The organism is Streptomyces sp. NPDC025793 (assembly GCF_055558375.1).
In genome coordinates, this window is sequence record NZ_JBVHMR010000011.1 from 18,543 (window position 1) to 33,181 (window position 14,639).

The window sequence follows — 14,639 nt, forward strand, 5'->3', positions numbered from 1 at the left end:
TACCAAAATCCCAGCACACCCGCGCGAGCGCCGCCGCTCGTCCCCCCACGTCGGGCCCCCACACCTGTCCGCACCCCTTGCCAGACAGAACAGGACCCCTCGTGAGACGTCGTCTGCTCGCCCTCGTCTGTGCCACCGGTTCCCTCGTGAGCGCCTGCGGGATGCTTCCGGGCGCGCACCCGCGCACGACCGTCACCGTGTGGCTGATGAAGGACAGCGCCTCCAAGGACTTCCTCCGGCGCTTCACCGACGACTTCGAACGCACCCACCGGGACCTGCGCCTCGACATCCGCATCCAGGACTGGACCGGCATCGTCGCCAAGGTCCGCGCGGCCCTGAAGGCTCCCTCCGGCGACGGACCCGACGTCGTCGAGGTCGGCAACACCCAGGTGCCGCTGTACGCCGACGGCGGCCGGCTCGCCGACCTCACCCTGGAGTCGATGCGGGACTGGGGCCAGGACGCGTGGTTGCCCGCCCTCGCCGAGCCCGGCAAGGACAGCAACGCGCAGTACGGCATCCCCTGGTACGCGGCCAATCGCGTCGTGATCTACCGCAAGGACCTGTTCGAGGCGGCCGGCATCACCGCCCCGCCGAAGACCCGCGAGGAGTGGCTCGCCGACACGGAGAGGCTCGACTCCGGCGGGAACCAGGGGATCTACCTCGCCGGCCAGGACTGGTACACACTCTCCGGGTTCGTCTGGGACGAGGGCGGCGACCTCGCCATGCAGAAGGACTACGACTGGAAGGGCGCCCTGGACACCCCGGCCGCGCTGCGCGGCATGGACTTCTACCGGCGGCTCCAGGCGCTCGGCCGGGGTCCCGTGGGCGCCGACGAGGAACACCCGCCGCAGGCCGGGGTGTTCGCGGGCGGCAGGGTCGCCCAGATCGTCGCCGTACCGGGGCTCGCCCAGTCGATCGTGCAGCAGAACCCGTCCCTGAAGGGCAAGTTGGGCTTCTTCCCGGTGCCCGGGAAGAACGCCGCGCAGCCCGGCACGGTGTTCACCGGCGGCTCGGACCTCGTCGTCCCGCAGAACACCAGGGACCAGTTCGCCGCGACGGCCGTCGTGGGCGCGCTCACCGGCGCCACGTGGGACACCGAACTCGCCCGCACCATGAACTACGTGCCCAACAAGACCACGCTGGCGGGCGCGGTCGCGGGAGAGGAGGGGGTCGCCGCCATGGCCGCGGGCGCGGCGCACGGCCGGGCGACCCCCAGCACTCCTCAGTGGGCCGACGTCGAGGCCGACAACCCGGTCAAGCGGTACATGACCCGGGTGCTGACCGGGGCGGACCCGCAGACCGAGGCCCGCCGGGCCTCCCGCAGGATCACCGAGGAGCTGACCCCCCGTCTGTGACGCACCCGCCGGCTCACCGGGCCATGCTCAGCGACAGCGCGAACCGGTCCTGCGCGTCGGTCCACCAGTGGGTCAACTCCAGCCCCGCATCGGCGAGTTCCTCGGTCACCCCGGAGCGGCGGAACTTCGCCGACACCTCGGTGCGCAGCTCCTCGCCCGCCGCGAAGTCCACGGCGAGGTCCAGCGCGGGCACTTTCACGGTCTGCGCGAGACGGGAGCGCAGGCGCATCTCGATCCACTCGCGCTCGGGGTCCCACAGGGCCACGTGGTCGAAGGCGTCCGGGTCGAAGTCGGCGTCCAGCTCACGGTCGACGACGGCCAGCACGTTCTTGTTGAACGCCGCCGTCACCCCGGCCGCGTCGTCGTAGGCCCGCACCAGCACCCGCTCGTCCTTGACGAGGTCGGTGCCGAGCAGCAGCCCGTCGCCCGGCGCCAGCAGGGCGCGCACGGCGGCCAGGAACTTCGCGCGCTCGTCGGGCAGCAGATTGCCGATCGTGCCGCCGAGGAACGCCAGCAGCCGGGGCCCGGGGGTGGCGGGCAGGTCCAGCGGGGCGGTGAAGTCCGCGATGAGCGCGTGCACTTCGAGGCCCGGCCGCTCCTCGACGAGTGCCTGCCCGGCCTGGGTGAGGGCGCTCTCGCTGACGTCGACCGGGATGTACGCCGCGGGCGCGAGCGCGTCGAGCAGATGGCGGGTCTTCTCCGAGGAGCCCGAGCCCAGCTCGATCAGCGTGCGGGCACCGCTGGCCGCGGCGATCTCGCCGCCGCGGGCGGCGAGGATCTCCCGCTCGGCGCGTGTCGGGTAGTACTCGGGCAACTCGGTGATCCGCTCGAACAGTTCGCTGCCGCGGGCGTCGTAGAACCACTTCGGCGGCAGCCACTTGGGGTGGTCGGTCAGGCCGTGCAGGACGTCGGCGCGCAGCGCGGCGTCCGTCGCGTCCTCGGGCAGGGTGCGGGTGACGAGAAGGGGGCTCACGTACAGGGCTCCTTCGACGATGGGGGTCCCCCCGCTCGAGCGGAGTCGAGAGCGGGGGAGGACGCGGGGTCCTCCAGCGGGGCGAGCAGCACACCGGCGCGGCTCGCGGTGAGCACGGTGCGGTCGGGGACCTCCTGCCAGAGCGGGTCGTCGTCGTACGGCTCGGAGGCGCAGACCGTGCTGCGTCCGGGCTCCGTGCGGTACCAGAGGCTGTCGCCCCAGCGGGTGGCGGCGATGGTCTCGCCGTCCGTCAGCAGCAGATTGAGCCGGGAGGCGGGCGCCGCCCCAGCCAGCCGGCGAACGGTTTCGCCGATTGCCTGGCCGGGTTCGTCGCCCGAGCGCAGCCGGTGCAGGACCAGCGCCCAGACGAACGCCGAGTCGCTGCGGGCCTCCAGCGCCAGCAGGTCGACCGGCGGCAGGGCGGACAGCAGCGGGGCGGCCACGTCCGGCCAGCCCGCGACGGCGCCGTTGTGACTGAACAGCCACCGCCCGGACGCGAACGGCGCCGCGGCCGCCTCGGCGTCCGCGCCCGCCAGCGTCGCGTCCCGTACGGCCGCGAGGACGGCGCCGGAGCGCACCACCCGGGCCAGGTCGGCGAAGGACAGGTCCGCCCAGATCGGCCCGGCCCGCCGGTAGCGCGCCGGGACGGGGTCCTGCGGGGCGTACCAGCCCACGCCGAAGCCGTCGGCGTTGACCGTCCCGGACGCCTGCCGCTGCGGTGCCCACGACTGGTGCACCAGACTGTGCGGCGGCTCCGTGAGGAGCTGCCCGAGCCGTATCTCCGGCCCCAGGTAGGCGATGTGACGGCACATCAGGCGACCTCCGAGCGGGCGGTGCGGAACCCGGAGAAGATCTGCCGGCGGATCGGGTAGTCCCAGTTGCGGAACGTGCCCCGGCAGGCCACCGGGTCCACCGCGAACGAGCCGCCGCGCAGCACCTTGTACTCGGGGCCGAAGAACACCTCCGAGTACTCCTTGTACGGGAAGGCCCGGAAACCGGGGTACGGCAGCAGATCGCTCGCCGTCCACTCCCACACGTCCCCGATCAACTGCCGTACGCCGAGCGGGGATTCACCCGCCGGGTAGCTGCCGGCGGGCGCCGGGCCGAGGTGGCGCTGACCGAGGTTGGCGTGCTCGGGCGCCGGGTCGGCGTCGCCCCACGGGTAGCGGCGCGAGCGGCCGGTGGCCGGGTCGTGCCGGGCGGCCTTCTCCCACTCCGGCTCGGTGGGCAGCCGCCGCCCGGCCCAGCGGGCGTAGGCGTCGGCCTCGTACCAGCACACGTGCAGCACCGGCTCGTCCGGCGGGACCGGCTCGGTGACCCCGAACCGGCGGCGCAGCCACTGCCCGCCCTCCCGGTGCCAGAACAGCGGGGCCGTGATCGTGTGCTGCCGGATGTGCGCCCAGCCCTCCGGCGTCCACCAGCGCTCGCTGTCGTAGCCGCCGTCCTCGATGAACACCTGGTACGCCGCGTTCGTCACCGGGGTCGTGTCGATCCAGTACGGCGCCACCTCCCGCACGTGCGCCGGGCGTTCGTTGTCCAGCGCCCACGGCTCACCGGAGGTGCCCATGGTGAACGGGCCGCCGGGTACGAGGACTTCGGCCGGGCCGGTGAACGGCGGCGCAGGGTCGGGGTCGGGGGCGGTCAGCGCCCGCGGCCCCTTTCTGAGCTGATGGGTGATCAGCATCGTCTCGTCGTGCTGCTGTTCGTGCTGGGCGATCATCCCGAAGGCGAAGCCGGCCTCGGTCAGCCGGGAGCCGTGGAAGTCGGCACCCTCCAGCAGATCCAGTACGCGGCCGCGCACCTCGGCCGCGTAGCGGCGGGCCTCGGCGGGCGGCAGCAGCGGCAGCGAGGGGCGCGCGGCGCGTGGGTGCTCGAAGGCGTCGTACAGGCCGTCGATCTCGGGCCGCATCGCCTCCCGGCCGCCGACCGCCCGCAGGAGCCACAGCTCCTCCTGATTGCCGATGTGCGCGAGGTCCCACACCAGCGGGGACATCAGCGGGGAGTGCTGGGCGGTCAGGTCCGGGTCCTCGACGCAGGTCGTCAGCAGCGTGGTGCGGTCCCGGGCGGTGACGAGCGAGGCGAGCGCGCGCTCGCGCAGGGCCTCGCCGTCCGGGGCGTCCGGCTCGGCCGTACCGGTGTGCGTGCCGGTCTCGGGGGCGCTCATGTGCGGATGTCCTTCCTGCGGCGGTCGGGGGGAGTGCCTCCCGTGTTTCCGGTGCGGTGGGGCCGGGTCGGCTCCGTGCGGCGTCGCCGGTCCAGCAGGTCGTCGGCCGGGCTGCGGCCCCGGGCGACGTGACGGTCCCGGTACGCGGCCACCGCGCCGATCACCTCGGCGTCGGCGCCGAGCCGGGGCAGCGCCTCCAGCGCCGCCGCGAAACACTCGGCGGCGATCTCGCGCAGCTCCGGGTCGGCGAGCCCGGAGCGGGCCGCGTCGGTCCACAGCGGATTGTGCGGCGCCGGCCGGTGCAGCGTCCGCTCCGCCAGCGGTTTCACGCTGCGGTACGCCGTCTCGGCGGCCGCCGGATCGTCGAACAGCGCCGCCGTCACCGCGAGCGGCACGATCCAGCCGTCCTCGCCGGGCTGCGCGTCGATCATGCGCAGCTCCAGATGACCGCGCGGCCGGACCGGCGGGAACAGCGTGGTCAGGTGATAGTCCAGGTCGGCCCGGGTGGGCGGCCGGGGTGTGCCGGAGCGGGTCCACTCCCGGAAGGTGAGCCCCTCGGGCACCTCCCACGGCCCGCCGTCGTCCCGGCGGACGCACATCACCGGTGAGTCCAGCACATGCCGGGCCCAGGCGCCGCGGGCGTCGCCGTGCAGCGGGGGAGCGCCCGCGCGGCCGGCGCCGATCTCCATCCAGAGCAGCTGCCGGGTGGACTGCCAGCCCGTGGGCTCCTGGCCGATCAGCGGGGAGTTGGCGAACGCGGCCACCAGGACCGCGCCCAGGTGATGCGCCAGCCACCAGCGCCGCTCGTGTCCGAGCGGGCCGGGCTCCTCCTGCCCGGCGTCCACGCAGACCTGCACGGACGCGGAGGCGCACATCATGTGCCGGCCGGCCGGACCGGTGCGGTCCAGGCACCTCTCCATGGCGTCGTAGCGCGGCTCGTGCAGGAACCGGCGCGGGGTGTGCCAGGGATCGTGGCCGACGCCGACGAGGGTGAGACCGTCCTCGGCGAGGACGCCGCGCACGGTGTCCAGGTCGGCGGAGACGGTGCGGATGCACTCCATCAGGGAGGCGGCGGGCGGCGAACTCAGCTCCAGCTGGCCGCCCGGCTCCACGGTGAGCGGCGACCGCAGGGGCAGGGCCCGCAGGGCGGCGAAGGCCGCCCGAAGTCGTTCGGGTGTCACGGGGAGCTGCGGCGCGCGCAGCTCGTGTACCAGCCATTCCAGTTCGACACCGAGCGCTCGCGGCGGCCCGGTCTTGAAGCAGATGCCCCGGACCAGGGCCTCCACCTCGGCCTCGGTGACGGCGGTGCGGTGGTCCGTACAGTCACCACCGTCGCTCTTCGAGTCGGACATGTCGGGATCCTCCTGAGATTCCACCATGCCATCTGCCCGGTTCGTCATGGGGCCGGGCAGGCATGCGCTCTACCCAAGACCCTGGAGCTGGTTCGCACAAGAGTGCCCCACCGGATGTTCCGGTTCGGTCATATCCGTTTCCCGCGCGTTCTCCGGGGTGTTCCGGCGCGGGAAACTCCGTTGCGGCGTACGACCAGCATCACCCAGGATGCGTGCATGAGCACGACGGGGGAGACCGCGCGGGCGGTCGTCACGGCGTCCACGGGGGTGGCGCCGTGAGCGCACGCCTGCGCGGGATCGCCGCGGAGACGGAAGCGATCGTGGCCGCGGGCCGGTACCGCGCGCCGGACGGCCGGGAGGTCTTCCTCGCGGCGGACATCGAGGCCGCGCGGGCCGGGACGCGGATGTTCGGGCCCGAACCGGTCTCCGTACGGCAAACGGGTGACGCGCCCGCGGCCGGGGAAGCCGTTGCCGAGAGAGCGCGGGGCACGCAGGGCGCCGAGGATGCCGGTTGCGGGGGCACCGTCTTCGAGGTGACCGGTGAGAGCAGCCTGGAGGCCGCCCGCCGGCTGTCCGACGCTCCGGTCGCCGTCCTGAACTTCGCCTCGGCCCGCAATCCGGGCGGTGGCTACCTCAACGGCGCGCAGGCCCAGGAGGAGGCGCTGTGCCGCGCCTCCGCGCTGCACACCTGCCTGCTCGCGGCCCGCCGCTTCTACGATCACCACCGCGCCGACCGCGACCCGTGCTACACGGACCGGGTGATCCACTCACCGGCCGTTCCGGTCTTCCGCGACGACCGCGGCCGGCTGCTGACCGAGCCGTTCCGTGCGGGCTTCCTGACCGCGGCCGCCCCCAACGCGGGCGTCGTACGGCGTACGGCACCGCAGCGCGCCGACGCGTTGCCGGGCGCCCTGGCGGCCCGTGCCGAGCGGGTGCTGGAGACGGCCGCCGCCCAGGGCTATGGCCGGCTGGTGCTGGGCGCCTGGGGCTGCGGCGTGTTCCAGAACGACCCGGCGCAGGTCGCGGGTGCCTTCCGGGCCCAGCTCGGACCCGGTGGCCGGTTCGCCGGGAGTTTCGACCACGTGGTGTTCGGGGTGCTGGACCGGACGCCGGGAGCGGTGGTGCGGGAGGCCTTCGCGCGGGCGTTCGCCTGATCGCGGTCGTTCGCCTGACGGCCGGCGGCGGTGCCGGTCAGGTCCAGTCGTAGCGTTCGTGCAGCCGCCGGCGAACCAGGTCGAACCGCCCGCGGTCCAGTGCGCACGCCTCGCGCCGCATGCCCTGCTCGTGCAGCCGCAGCACACGGTCCACGTCCACCCAGGAGTCCCGGTCCGAGCGGTCCCACGGCCCGCTGCCGATCGCCACGTAGTCGCGGTCGCCGTCGTGCCTCTTGCTCGTCAGCTGTACGGCGAGGACGGTGCCCGCCGCCTCCCGGGCGACGACCAGCACCGGGCGGTCCTTGCCCCGGCCGTCGTGCTCCTCGAAGGGCACCCAGGTCCACACGATCTCGCCGGGGTCGGGGTCGCCGTCGTGGGCGGGGGAGTACTCGGTGCGCACCCGGCCGACCTCGCGCGGGTCGGCCTCGGTGGTGGCGTGGGGGCCGTACCGGCCGGGGACGTTCTCTTCGGTAAACGTGCTCACGGGGGCACACCCTAGCGGTCGGCCGCGACGGGGCAACGGGCGCCCGCCGAATGGCTGTTGCGGTGGGTGCGGAGATGCCCTGGGAGCGCCCCGGCGGTCAGGCGTCGGCCCGGCGCGTGCCGATGGACATGCCGGGACGGCGGCGGTGCACGGTCATGTACGTCAGCCCGGCCGCACCGGCGGTGAGCCCGCGGGCGGAGCCGTGCGGCAGCCAGACCAGGGCGCCCTCGGCCGGCGGCCGGGGCTCGCCGGTCCCGTCCGTGCCGAGCGCGCCGTCGCCGCCGGCGAGGCGGTCCTGGCGGTCGTGGTGATCGTCGCGGTCGTGGTGGGCGGTGCGCCGGCCGCGGTCGTCGCACCGACCGCGGCGGTCGCCGTGCTGCTCCTCGCTCAGCTCGCCGTGGTCCGCCCCGTCCTCAACCGCCGCTCCGACCGCGTCCTCGCGGGCGAGGACCTGCCCCGCTCGCACAGCCACCTCGGGTACGTGGCGCCGGAACTCCTCAAGGCCGCCGCCCTGATCGCCCTGGGAATCGCCCTGCTCACGGCGTGACCGCTCCGCACGACCCCGGCAGGCAGCGTGCCCCCTGCCCTCACGCCGCCGCAGCGTTCGCCGTCCGCTGCGGTGGCCATTGCTCGTGCCAGCGCAGTTCTGACTCCAACTGCGCGGCGAGGGAGACCAGTCGGGGCTCGCTGCCGGCCGGGCCGAGGAGCTGGGCGCCGACCGGCAGGCCGCCGTCCACGAAGCCGACGGGCACGTTCACGCCCGGCCAGCCGAGCACGTTCCACGGCCAGGCGTACGGGCAGGCGGCGATCATCGCGCGGTCCAGGGCCGGCCCGCCCAGCCGGTGCAGCGCGCCGACGAGGGGCGGGGGAGCGGCCGTGGTCGGCGCGAGGATCACGTCGTACGAGGCGAAGAACCGGCCGATCCGTCGGCGCAGCACCGGCTCCGCGCGCCGGGCGGCCCGCAGCGGGACCCCGCCGAGCAGCCGGCCCAGCCGGGCCGCGTCCCGGGTGCGCGGATCGAGCAGCGCCGGGTCGGAGGTCTCGCGGACCAGCTCGGCGATCCCGGCGGTGGCGCGCGGCAGGAAGGCCAGCCCGATCTGCCCGTACGGCGGATCGGCCTCCTCGACCTCGTGTCCCAACGCGGCCAGCCGGTCCGCGAGTTGGACGATCCGGGTGCGGATCCGCGGGTGCAGCCGGGCCGGCAGCGCGGTGAACGGCGGCTTCAGGGACAGCGCGACGCGCAGCCGGCCGGGGTCGCGGCCGACGGCGTCCGCCACCGTGAGGGCGGCCGGCCGGTGCGGGTCCCGGGGGTGGTTGCCGCTCGCCGCGTCCAGCAGCAGGGCCGCGTCGGCGACCGTGCGGGCGAGCGTGCCGTTGACCGTGATCCCGTGGAAGGACTCGGCGCGCGGCCAGGTCGAGATGCGGCCGCGCTGCGGTTTGATGCCGACCAGGTGGGTCCACGAGGCCGGGATCCGCACCGAACCGGCGCCGTCGGAGCCCAGCGCGGCGGGCACGAGTCCGGCGGCGACGGCGGCGGCCGAGCCTCCGGAGGAACCGCCAGGGGTGTGCCCGGTGTGCCACGGGTTGCGGGTGTCCCCGAACGCCGGCCCCTCGGTGAACGGCCACTGACCCAGCTCACAGGTGTTGGTCTTGCCGACGATCACCGCACCGGCCGCGCGCAGCCGCCGTACCGCCTCGGCGTCCGCGGCGGCCGGCGGGAAGTCGCCGCGGCGGCCGAACGCGGTCGGCTCGCCCGTCACGTCCATGTCGTCCTTCACCGCCACCGGCACTCCGAGCAGCGGGCGCCGCGTCCCGGCGGCCAACTCCCGGTCCGCTGCGTCGGCTTCGGCGAGCGCGGCCTCGGCCCGCACGATCCGGAACGCGTTCAGCGTCCCCTGCGTGGCCTCGATCCGCGCCAGCGTCCGCTCCACCAGTGCGCGCGAGGTCACCTCCCCGTGGGCGAGCGCACGGCGCGTCTCCACGAGGCCGGTGGCACGGTCGGGAGTCACGGGCAGCACCTCCGGGAGGCTCCGGGCACGACGTCTACCGAACGGTAACCTCAAGTCCCGGACTTCCACAGCCATTTCACCTCGGGAGGTGGTCGCCCCTCCCGTGATCCACCGTCGGAGTGGGCGCGGGCGGCCGCCGGCGGTCCGGCCGTGCGAGAGGGGGCCGGAGCGGACTCCGGCCCCCTGTGGGGTACGCCCCTCGCGGGTGACCGTGGCCTCAGGCGGCCGCGGCCTCGCCCACGTTGCCGTGCAGACGGGCGACGACCTCGGTCAGCTGGGCGGCGACCTCGGCGTCGTCCGACGGGTGGGTCTCGGCGAACCGGGTCACGGAGCCCGGGATGGACAGCTTGATGTCCTCGATCACCTTGCCGCCGGCGATGCCCACGGCCTTACGGGTGTCGTCCTGCGCCCACACGCCGCCGTACTGGCCGAAGGCGGTGCCGATCACGGCGACGGGCTTGCCGCCGAAGGCGCCGGCGCCGTAGGGGCGGGACAGCCAGTCGATGGCGTTCTTCAGCACGGCGGGGATGGTGCCGTTGTACTCGGGCGAGAACAGCAGGAACGCGTCGGCGGACTGGGCGGCCGCGCGCAGCTTCGCGGCGGCGGCCGGGACGCCGCCCTCGACGTCGATGTCCTCGTTGTAGAAGGGGACGTCGGCCAGACCGTCGTACAGCACGACCTCGGCGCCCTCCGGAGCGAGCTTGACGGCAGCCTCGGCGAGCTGGCGGTTGTGCGAACCGGCGCGGAGGCTGCCGACGAGCGCGAGGATACGAACAGACATGGGAACTCCAAGGGGCTGAAACATCGCTGTTACGATCCGGACCGGGGTCCGTTTAATTGTGTACCACCATAAGCGGACCGCGGTCCAGTTCTGTTCCCGATGCTTTACGCTGACTTCATGTCCGCCGCCCTGCCGCCCTTCCCGACGCCCGAGGAGCCCCTCGACGCTCCCCAGCTGCTTCAGGTCGCGCCCTCCCCCGAGGAGCCGTGCCTGCGCGCCGACGCGGCCCGCAACCGGGCCCGCCTGCTGGAGGCCGCGGCCCGGCTGATCGCCGAGCACGGCGTGGCCGGCGTCACCATGGAGGCCGTCGCCGCGGCGGCCCAGGTGGGCAAGGGCACGGTGTTCCGCCGCTTCGGCGACCGTACGGGGCTGCTGATGGCCCTGCTCGACCACTCGGACCGGCAGCTCCAGGCCGACTTCCTGGGCGGGCCCCCGCCACTGGGCCCCGGGGCGCCACCCCTGGACCGGCTGCGCGCGTTCGGCGTGGCGGTGCTGTACCGCTCCGCCGAGCAGCTCGACCTCCAGCTGGCCGCCCAGCCGGACCCCACCCGGCGTTTCTCGCATCCGGCGATCGGGGCGCGGCGCACGCACATCGCGATGCTGTTGCGGCAGATCGTGCCGGACGCCGACTGCGACCTGTTGTCCCAGACGCTGCTGGCCTCGCTCGACCCGGCGCTGATCCATCATCAGCACCGCCAGCGCGGGATGCCCATGGAGCGGCTGGAGGCCGGTTGGACCGACCTGGTCGCCCGGGTGACCCGCACCGAGCCGCAACCTTGCTGACGCTCGCTCAGGAGTGCTCGGCGAACAGGTCGAGCAGCCCCTGCGGGGCGTCGGCGCGCAGCAGCCGGTCGCTGTTCTGGGCCGACTCCCGCGCGGACACCTCGGCACGCCGGAACATCCGGTCCTCGTAACGCGCCAGCGCGGCCTCGCGGTTCCCGGGGTGCGCGACCAGCGCGAGGCCCAGTTCGGCGCCGTCGATCAGCGCCAGGTTGGCGCCCTCGCCCGCGAACGGCGACATCAGATGCGCCGCGTCCCCGAGCAGGGTGACCCCGGGCACCCGCTCCCAGCGGTGCCCGACCGGCAGCGCGTGGATGCGCCGGGGCACCAACGGCCCGTCCGCGTCGGCGACCAGGGCCCGCAGGCGCTCGTCCCAGCCGTCGAACTCCTTCAGCACGGCCGCCTTCGCCGCCTCCGGGTCGCCGAAGTCGATGCCGTCCAGCCACTCCTCCGGCGCCTCGACGGCCGTGTAGACGTGCAGACTGCCGTCGCTCTCGCGGTGCGCGAGGAACCCCCGGCCCGCGCCGAGCGCGAACAGCATGCCGCCGCCGACCACCGCCGCGCTCGCCGGGTGCCGCAGGTCGGCCTCCCGCAGATCCGCCTCGACGAACGACACCCCCGTGTACGCGGGCCGGGCGGGGGAGAGCAGCGGGCGGATCCGGGACCAGGCGCCGTCCGCGCCGACCAGCAGGTCCGTGGTGAACGCCGTGCCGTCGGCGAGCGTCACCTCGTGCCGGCCGCCGCCCAGCGGGCGCGCCCCGGTGACCTTGGCGCCCCAGCGGACCGTGCCCTCGGGCAGCGAACCGAGCAGCAGCGCGCGCAGCTCGCCCCGGTCGATCTCGGGCCGGCCGCCGGTGCCGTCGTCGGACTCGGCCAGCCGGACCGTGCCGCACCGGTCGAGCACCCGCACGGCCTGGCCGCCGGGAAGGACCCGCCGCAGGAACTCCTCGTGCAGCCCGGCGGCGCGCAGCGCCTGCTGGCCGGAGTCGTCGTGGATGTCGAGCATGCCGCCCTGGGTCCGTGCGCCTGCCGAGGCCTCCAGGTCGAACAGGGCGGCCTCGACGCCGTGCACCCGCAGCACCCGGGCGAGCACGAGTCCCCCGAGCCCCGCACCGACGACGGCGACGGGGTGGTGCGGGAGGGGAGAGGAAGAGGGAAGGGAAGAAGAGCTGGTCATGGTGGGCTCCTGGGAGGTGGTGCGTCAGTCGGGCACCGACGTTCGCTCGATGCCGTTGATCAGGGTCTGGAAGGTCCACGACAGGCGGGCCTCGGGGGTGCCGGACAGCAGGGCGCCGGCGCTCTCGGCGATGCGCGGGTGGGTGTCGGCAGGTGATGCGCGCAGGGCGCGGGACAGTGCCTGCCAGTCGGCCGGGGACTCCTCCCCGGCGTGCTCCGCGGCGGTCGCGGTGGCGTGCTGGAGCAGCAGGTCGACGCCCCACGCCGCCTGCGCGTGCGGCACCCCGCCCTCGTGGAGCAGCTCCAGCAGGGTCTCGATGAGCCGCAGATAGTGCGGGCCGCTCGGCCGTGCGGTCAGAGCCGAGCGGGCGAGGCTCGGGTGGTCCAGGAGCATCGCCGTGTACGCGGTGAGCACCTGCTCCAGCCGCTCCCGCCAGTCGCCCGCGGCCGGGGCGGGCCCGATGGTGCCGAGCAGTTCGTCCAGGACGGCCGCGTGCAGCTCGTCGGTGTTGCGGACGTACACGTACAGCGAGGCCGGACCGGTGTCCAGCTCCTGTGCGAGGCGCCGCATGGTCACCTTGCGCAGCCCCTCCGCGCGCAGGATCGCGACGGCGGCGGTGACGATGCCCTCCCGGGTGAGGGCGGGCTTGGCGGGGCGCTCGCGGCGGGAGCGGGAGGGGTGCGGGGAGCCGGGGGGGTCGGGAACGGTCATGGATCCACCCTAACGAACATGTTCGTCGCGAACAAGTTCGTAGCGAACATGTTCCTCCGATGGTGTGGAATCCCGGACCGCACGGGATTTCGTCGAACGATGAATCACGTCGCCCCGCCCGATCCCGGCCCCCGCGCCTCTGCCAAGATGCGGTCTGTCATGGTGCAGATACCGAACACGCCCACGAGCGCCGACGTCGCCCGCCTGGCCGGAGTCTCCCGCGCGACCGTGTCCTATGTCCTCAACAACACCAGTGCCGTACGGATCAGCGAGCCGACGCGCCGGCGCGTCCACGAGGCCGCCCGGGAACTGGGGTACGTGCCCCACGCCGCCGCCCGCAGCCTGCGCGCCGGGCACAGCCGTATGGTCCTGATGCCCGCCCCCGCGATTCCGGCGGGCCCCCTCTACAGCGGGTTCCTCAACGAACTCCAGCAGGCGCTCGGCCGTCTGGACTACACCGTCGTGCAGTACGGCACGGACGGCTCACGCGGCGACGAAGCCGCCCGCGCCTGGGCCGAGTTGCGGCCGGTCGCCGTCCTGGTGCCCGGCGCGGAACTGGGGCCGCAGGGGGTGCAGGTCCTCAAGCGCTCCGGTGCCCGGGCGGTGGTCACGCTCGGCCCCGTGCGCGTCGACGGCGCGCACGCCCTGTTGACGGACCACGACGCGGTCGGCCACTGCGCGGGCGCGCATCTGCACGCCGTCGGCCGGCGCCGGATCGGGGTCGTGGTACCACGGGAACCCGGCCTGGAGTTCTACTCGCGGCCCCGGCTCGCCGGTGTGCGCGAGGCCCTGCGCGGCACGGACGCGGCCGCGACCGAACTGCCGCTCGCGTACACGGAGGCGTCCGCCGCCCGACTCGCCGCCAAGTGGCGGGAGCTGGGGCTCGACGCCGTGTTCGCCTACAACGACGAGTACGCGATGCTGCTGATGCGCGCCCTGCAGGACGAAGGGGTCCGGGTCCCCGAGGACGTGGCCGTGATCGGCGCCGACGACCTGATGCTCGGCCGGTTGCTGCGCCCCCGCCTCAGCACGGTCCACGTCGACCTGCCGTCCGGCCGCGACCTGGCCGACCTGGTCGACCGGGCGGTGCGCGACCCCGGCGGCGAGCCGGAGGTGCACACGGTGCTGGGGGCCTCGGTCGTCCGGCGGGAGTCCACCTGACCCGCCCGACCGGGGCCCCGGCCCGTGCACCCGTACGCTCGCCGTCGCGCTACTGCGCGCCGCCCTGCTGGGCGGCCACGCTCTTGCGGACCTCGTCCATGTCCAGCTTCCGCGCCTGGCCGATGACGTCCGTCAGGGCGGCCTCGGGCAGGGCGCCCGGCTGGGCGAACACGGCGATCTTGTCCCGGACGATCATCAGCGTCGGGATCGACTGGATGCTGAAGGCCTGCGCCAGCTCCGGCTGTGCCTCGGTGTCCACCTTGCCGAAGACCAGGTCGGGGTTGGCCTCGGCGGCCTTCTCGTAGACCGGCGCGAACTGCCGGCACGGCCCGCACCAGGACGCCCAGAAGTCGATGAGAACGAACTCGTTCTCGGTGACCGTCTGGTCGAAGTTGTCCTTGGTCAGCTCCACGGTGCTGCTCATGGTGTGAATCCCTACTTCCCGGTGTGGGGGTTGTGCCGTCGGCGCAAACACGGCTGTCAGGCCGCCTATTCCACAGGTGCACGCCTGCGTGTCCGCAGGCGCACACCTGTGTGT

At 74.3% G+C, this 14,639-nt stretch carries 15 protein-coding genes; 5 read left to right on the forward strand and 10 right to left on the reverse strand.

Features of this window, described 5'->3' with window-relative positions:
- Nucleotides 1-101: 101 nt before the first annotated feature.
- Complete coding sequence (locus ACZ4MF_RS21560) at nt 102-1,355, forward strand: extracellular solute-binding protein (protein WP_467493553.1); 1,254 nt, start codon at nt 102-104, stop codon at nt 1,353-1,355.
- A gap of 13 nt (nt 1,356-1,368) precedes the next feature.
- On the opposite strand, the gene egtD is transcribed toward ACZ4MF_RS21560, so the two are convergent.
- Genes egtD through egtA form a run of 4 tightly spaced genes read right to left on the reverse strand, consistent with a single transcriptional unit; the run spans nt 1,369 to nt 5,844 of the window.
- On the reverse strand, nt 1,369-2,328 hold the full coding sequence (egtD, locus tag ACZ4MF_RS21565; RefSeq protein ID WP_467493554.1) for an L-histidine N(alpha)-methyltransferase: 960 nt from the start codon (nt 2,326-2,328) through the stop codon (nt 1,369-1,371).
- A complete protein-coding gene (egtC, locus tag ACZ4MF_RS21570) occupies nt 2,325-3,140 on the reverse strand; it encodes an ergothioneine biosynthesis protein EgtC (RefSeq protein ID WP_467493555.1) in 816 nt (271 codons plus the stop codon). The genes egtD and egtC overlap by 4 nt, the downstream gene beginning before the upstream one ends.
- On the reverse strand, nt 3,140-4,492 hold the full coding sequence (egtB, locus tag ACZ4MF_RS21575; RefSeq protein WP_467493556.1) for an ergothioneine biosynthesis protein EgtB: 1,353 nt from the start codon (nt 4,490-4,492) through the stop codon (nt 3,140-3,142). Before egtB ends, egtC begins: the two co-directional genes overlap by 1 nt.
- Nucleotides 4,489-5,844: an ergothioneine biosynthesis glutamate--cysteine ligase EgtA gene (egtA, locus tag ACZ4MF_RS21580; protein WP_467493557.1), complete on the reverse strand. Its 1,356-nt coding sequence runs from the start codon at nt 5,842-5,844 to the stop codon at nt 4,489-4,491. The genes egtB and egtA overlap by 4 nt, the downstream gene beginning before the upstream one ends.
- Before the next feature lie 275 nt (nt 5,845-6,119).
- On the opposite strand from egtA, the gene ACZ4MF_RS21585 reads away from it, so the two are divergent.
- Nucleotides 6,120-6,998 (forward strand): TIGR02452 family protein, encoded by an 879-nt coding sequence (locus ACZ4MF_RS21585; RefSeq protein WP_467493558.1) that lies wholly within the window; start codon nt 6,120-6,122, stop codon nt 6,996-6,998.
- A 37-nt stretch (nt 6,999-7,035) separates the two neighbouring features.
- Here the strand turns inward: ACZ4MF_RS21585 and ACZ4MF_RS21590 are convergent, their stop codons facing one another.
- The gene (locus ACZ4MF_RS21590) at nt 7,036-7,482 is read right to left on the reverse strand and encodes a type II toxin-antitoxin system PemK/MazF family toxin (RefSeq protein WP_467493559.1); all 447 of its coding nucleotides are present in this window, start codon (nt 7,480-7,482) and stop codon (nt 7,036-7,038) included.
- 202 nt (nt 7,483-7,684) lie between these two features.
- Between ACZ4MF_RS21590 and ACZ4MF_RS21595 the strand changes: the two genes are divergently transcribed.
- Nucleotides 7,685-8,029 (forward strand): hypothetical protein, encoded by a 345-nt coding sequence (locus ACZ4MF_RS21595; RefSeq protein WP_467493560.1) that lies wholly within the window; start codon nt 7,685-7,687, stop codon nt 8,027-8,029.
- 40 nt (nt 8,030-8,069) lie between these two features.
- Here ACZ4MF_RS21595 and ACZ4MF_RS21600 read toward each other — a convergent pair whose 3' ends face one another.
- Entirely contained in the window at nt 8,070-9,491 is a 1,422-nt protein-coding gene (locus ACZ4MF_RS21600; RefSeq protein WP_467493561.1) for an amidase, read from the reverse strand.
- Nucleotides 9,492-9,708: 217 nt separating this feature from the next.
- Nucleotides 9,709-10,272 carry an NAD(P)H-dependent oxidoreductase gene (locus ACZ4MF_RS21605; RefSeq protein ID WP_467493562.1) on the reverse strand — a complete coding sequence of 188 codons (564 nt, stop codon included), beginning with the start codon at nt 10,270-10,272 and terminating at the stop codon, nt 9,709-9,711.
- A 99-nt stretch (nt 10,273-10,371) separates the two neighbouring features.
- On the opposite strand from ACZ4MF_RS21605, the gene ACZ4MF_RS21610 reads away from it, so the two are divergent.
- Nucleotides 10,372-11,055 carry a TetR/AcrR family transcriptional regulator gene (locus ACZ4MF_RS21610; RefSeq protein WP_467493563.1) on the forward strand — a complete coding sequence of 228 codons (684 nt, stop codon included), beginning with the start codon at nt 10,372-10,374 and terminating at the stop codon, nt 11,053-11,055.
- A 7-nt stretch (nt 11,056-11,062) separates the two neighbouring features.
- Here ACZ4MF_RS21610 and ACZ4MF_RS21615 read toward each other — a convergent pair whose 3' ends face one another.
- Nucleotides 11,063-12,229, reverse strand: coding sequence for an FAD-dependent oxidoreductase (locus ACZ4MF_RS21615; protein WP_467493564.1), 1,167 nt, complete (start codon nt 12,227-12,229; stop codon nt 11,063-11,065).
- Between the two features lie 24 nt (nt 12,230-12,253).
- A complete protein-coding gene (locus tag ACZ4MF_RS21620) occupies nt 12,254-12,940 on the reverse strand; it encodes a TetR/AcrR family transcriptional regulator (RefSeq protein ID WP_467493565.1) in 687 nt (228 codons plus the stop codon).
- 147 nt (nt 12,941-13,087) lie between these two features.
- Between ACZ4MF_RS21620 and ACZ4MF_RS21625 the strand changes: the two genes are divergently transcribed.
- Entirely contained in the window at nt 13,088-14,101 is a 1,014-nt protein-coding gene (locus ACZ4MF_RS21625) for a LacI family DNA-binding transcriptional regulator (RefSeq protein WP_467493742.1), read from the forward strand.
- A gap of 49 nt (nt 14,102-14,150) precedes the next feature.
- Here ACZ4MF_RS21625 and trxA read toward each other — a convergent pair whose 3' ends face one another.
- Nucleotides 14,151-14,525 (reverse strand): thioredoxin, encoded by a 375-nt coding sequence (gene trxA / locus ACZ4MF_RS21630; RefSeq protein WP_467493566.1) that lies wholly within the window; start codon nt 14,523-14,525, stop codon nt 14,151-14,153.
- Nucleotides 14,526-14,639 lie beyond the last annotated feature (114 nt).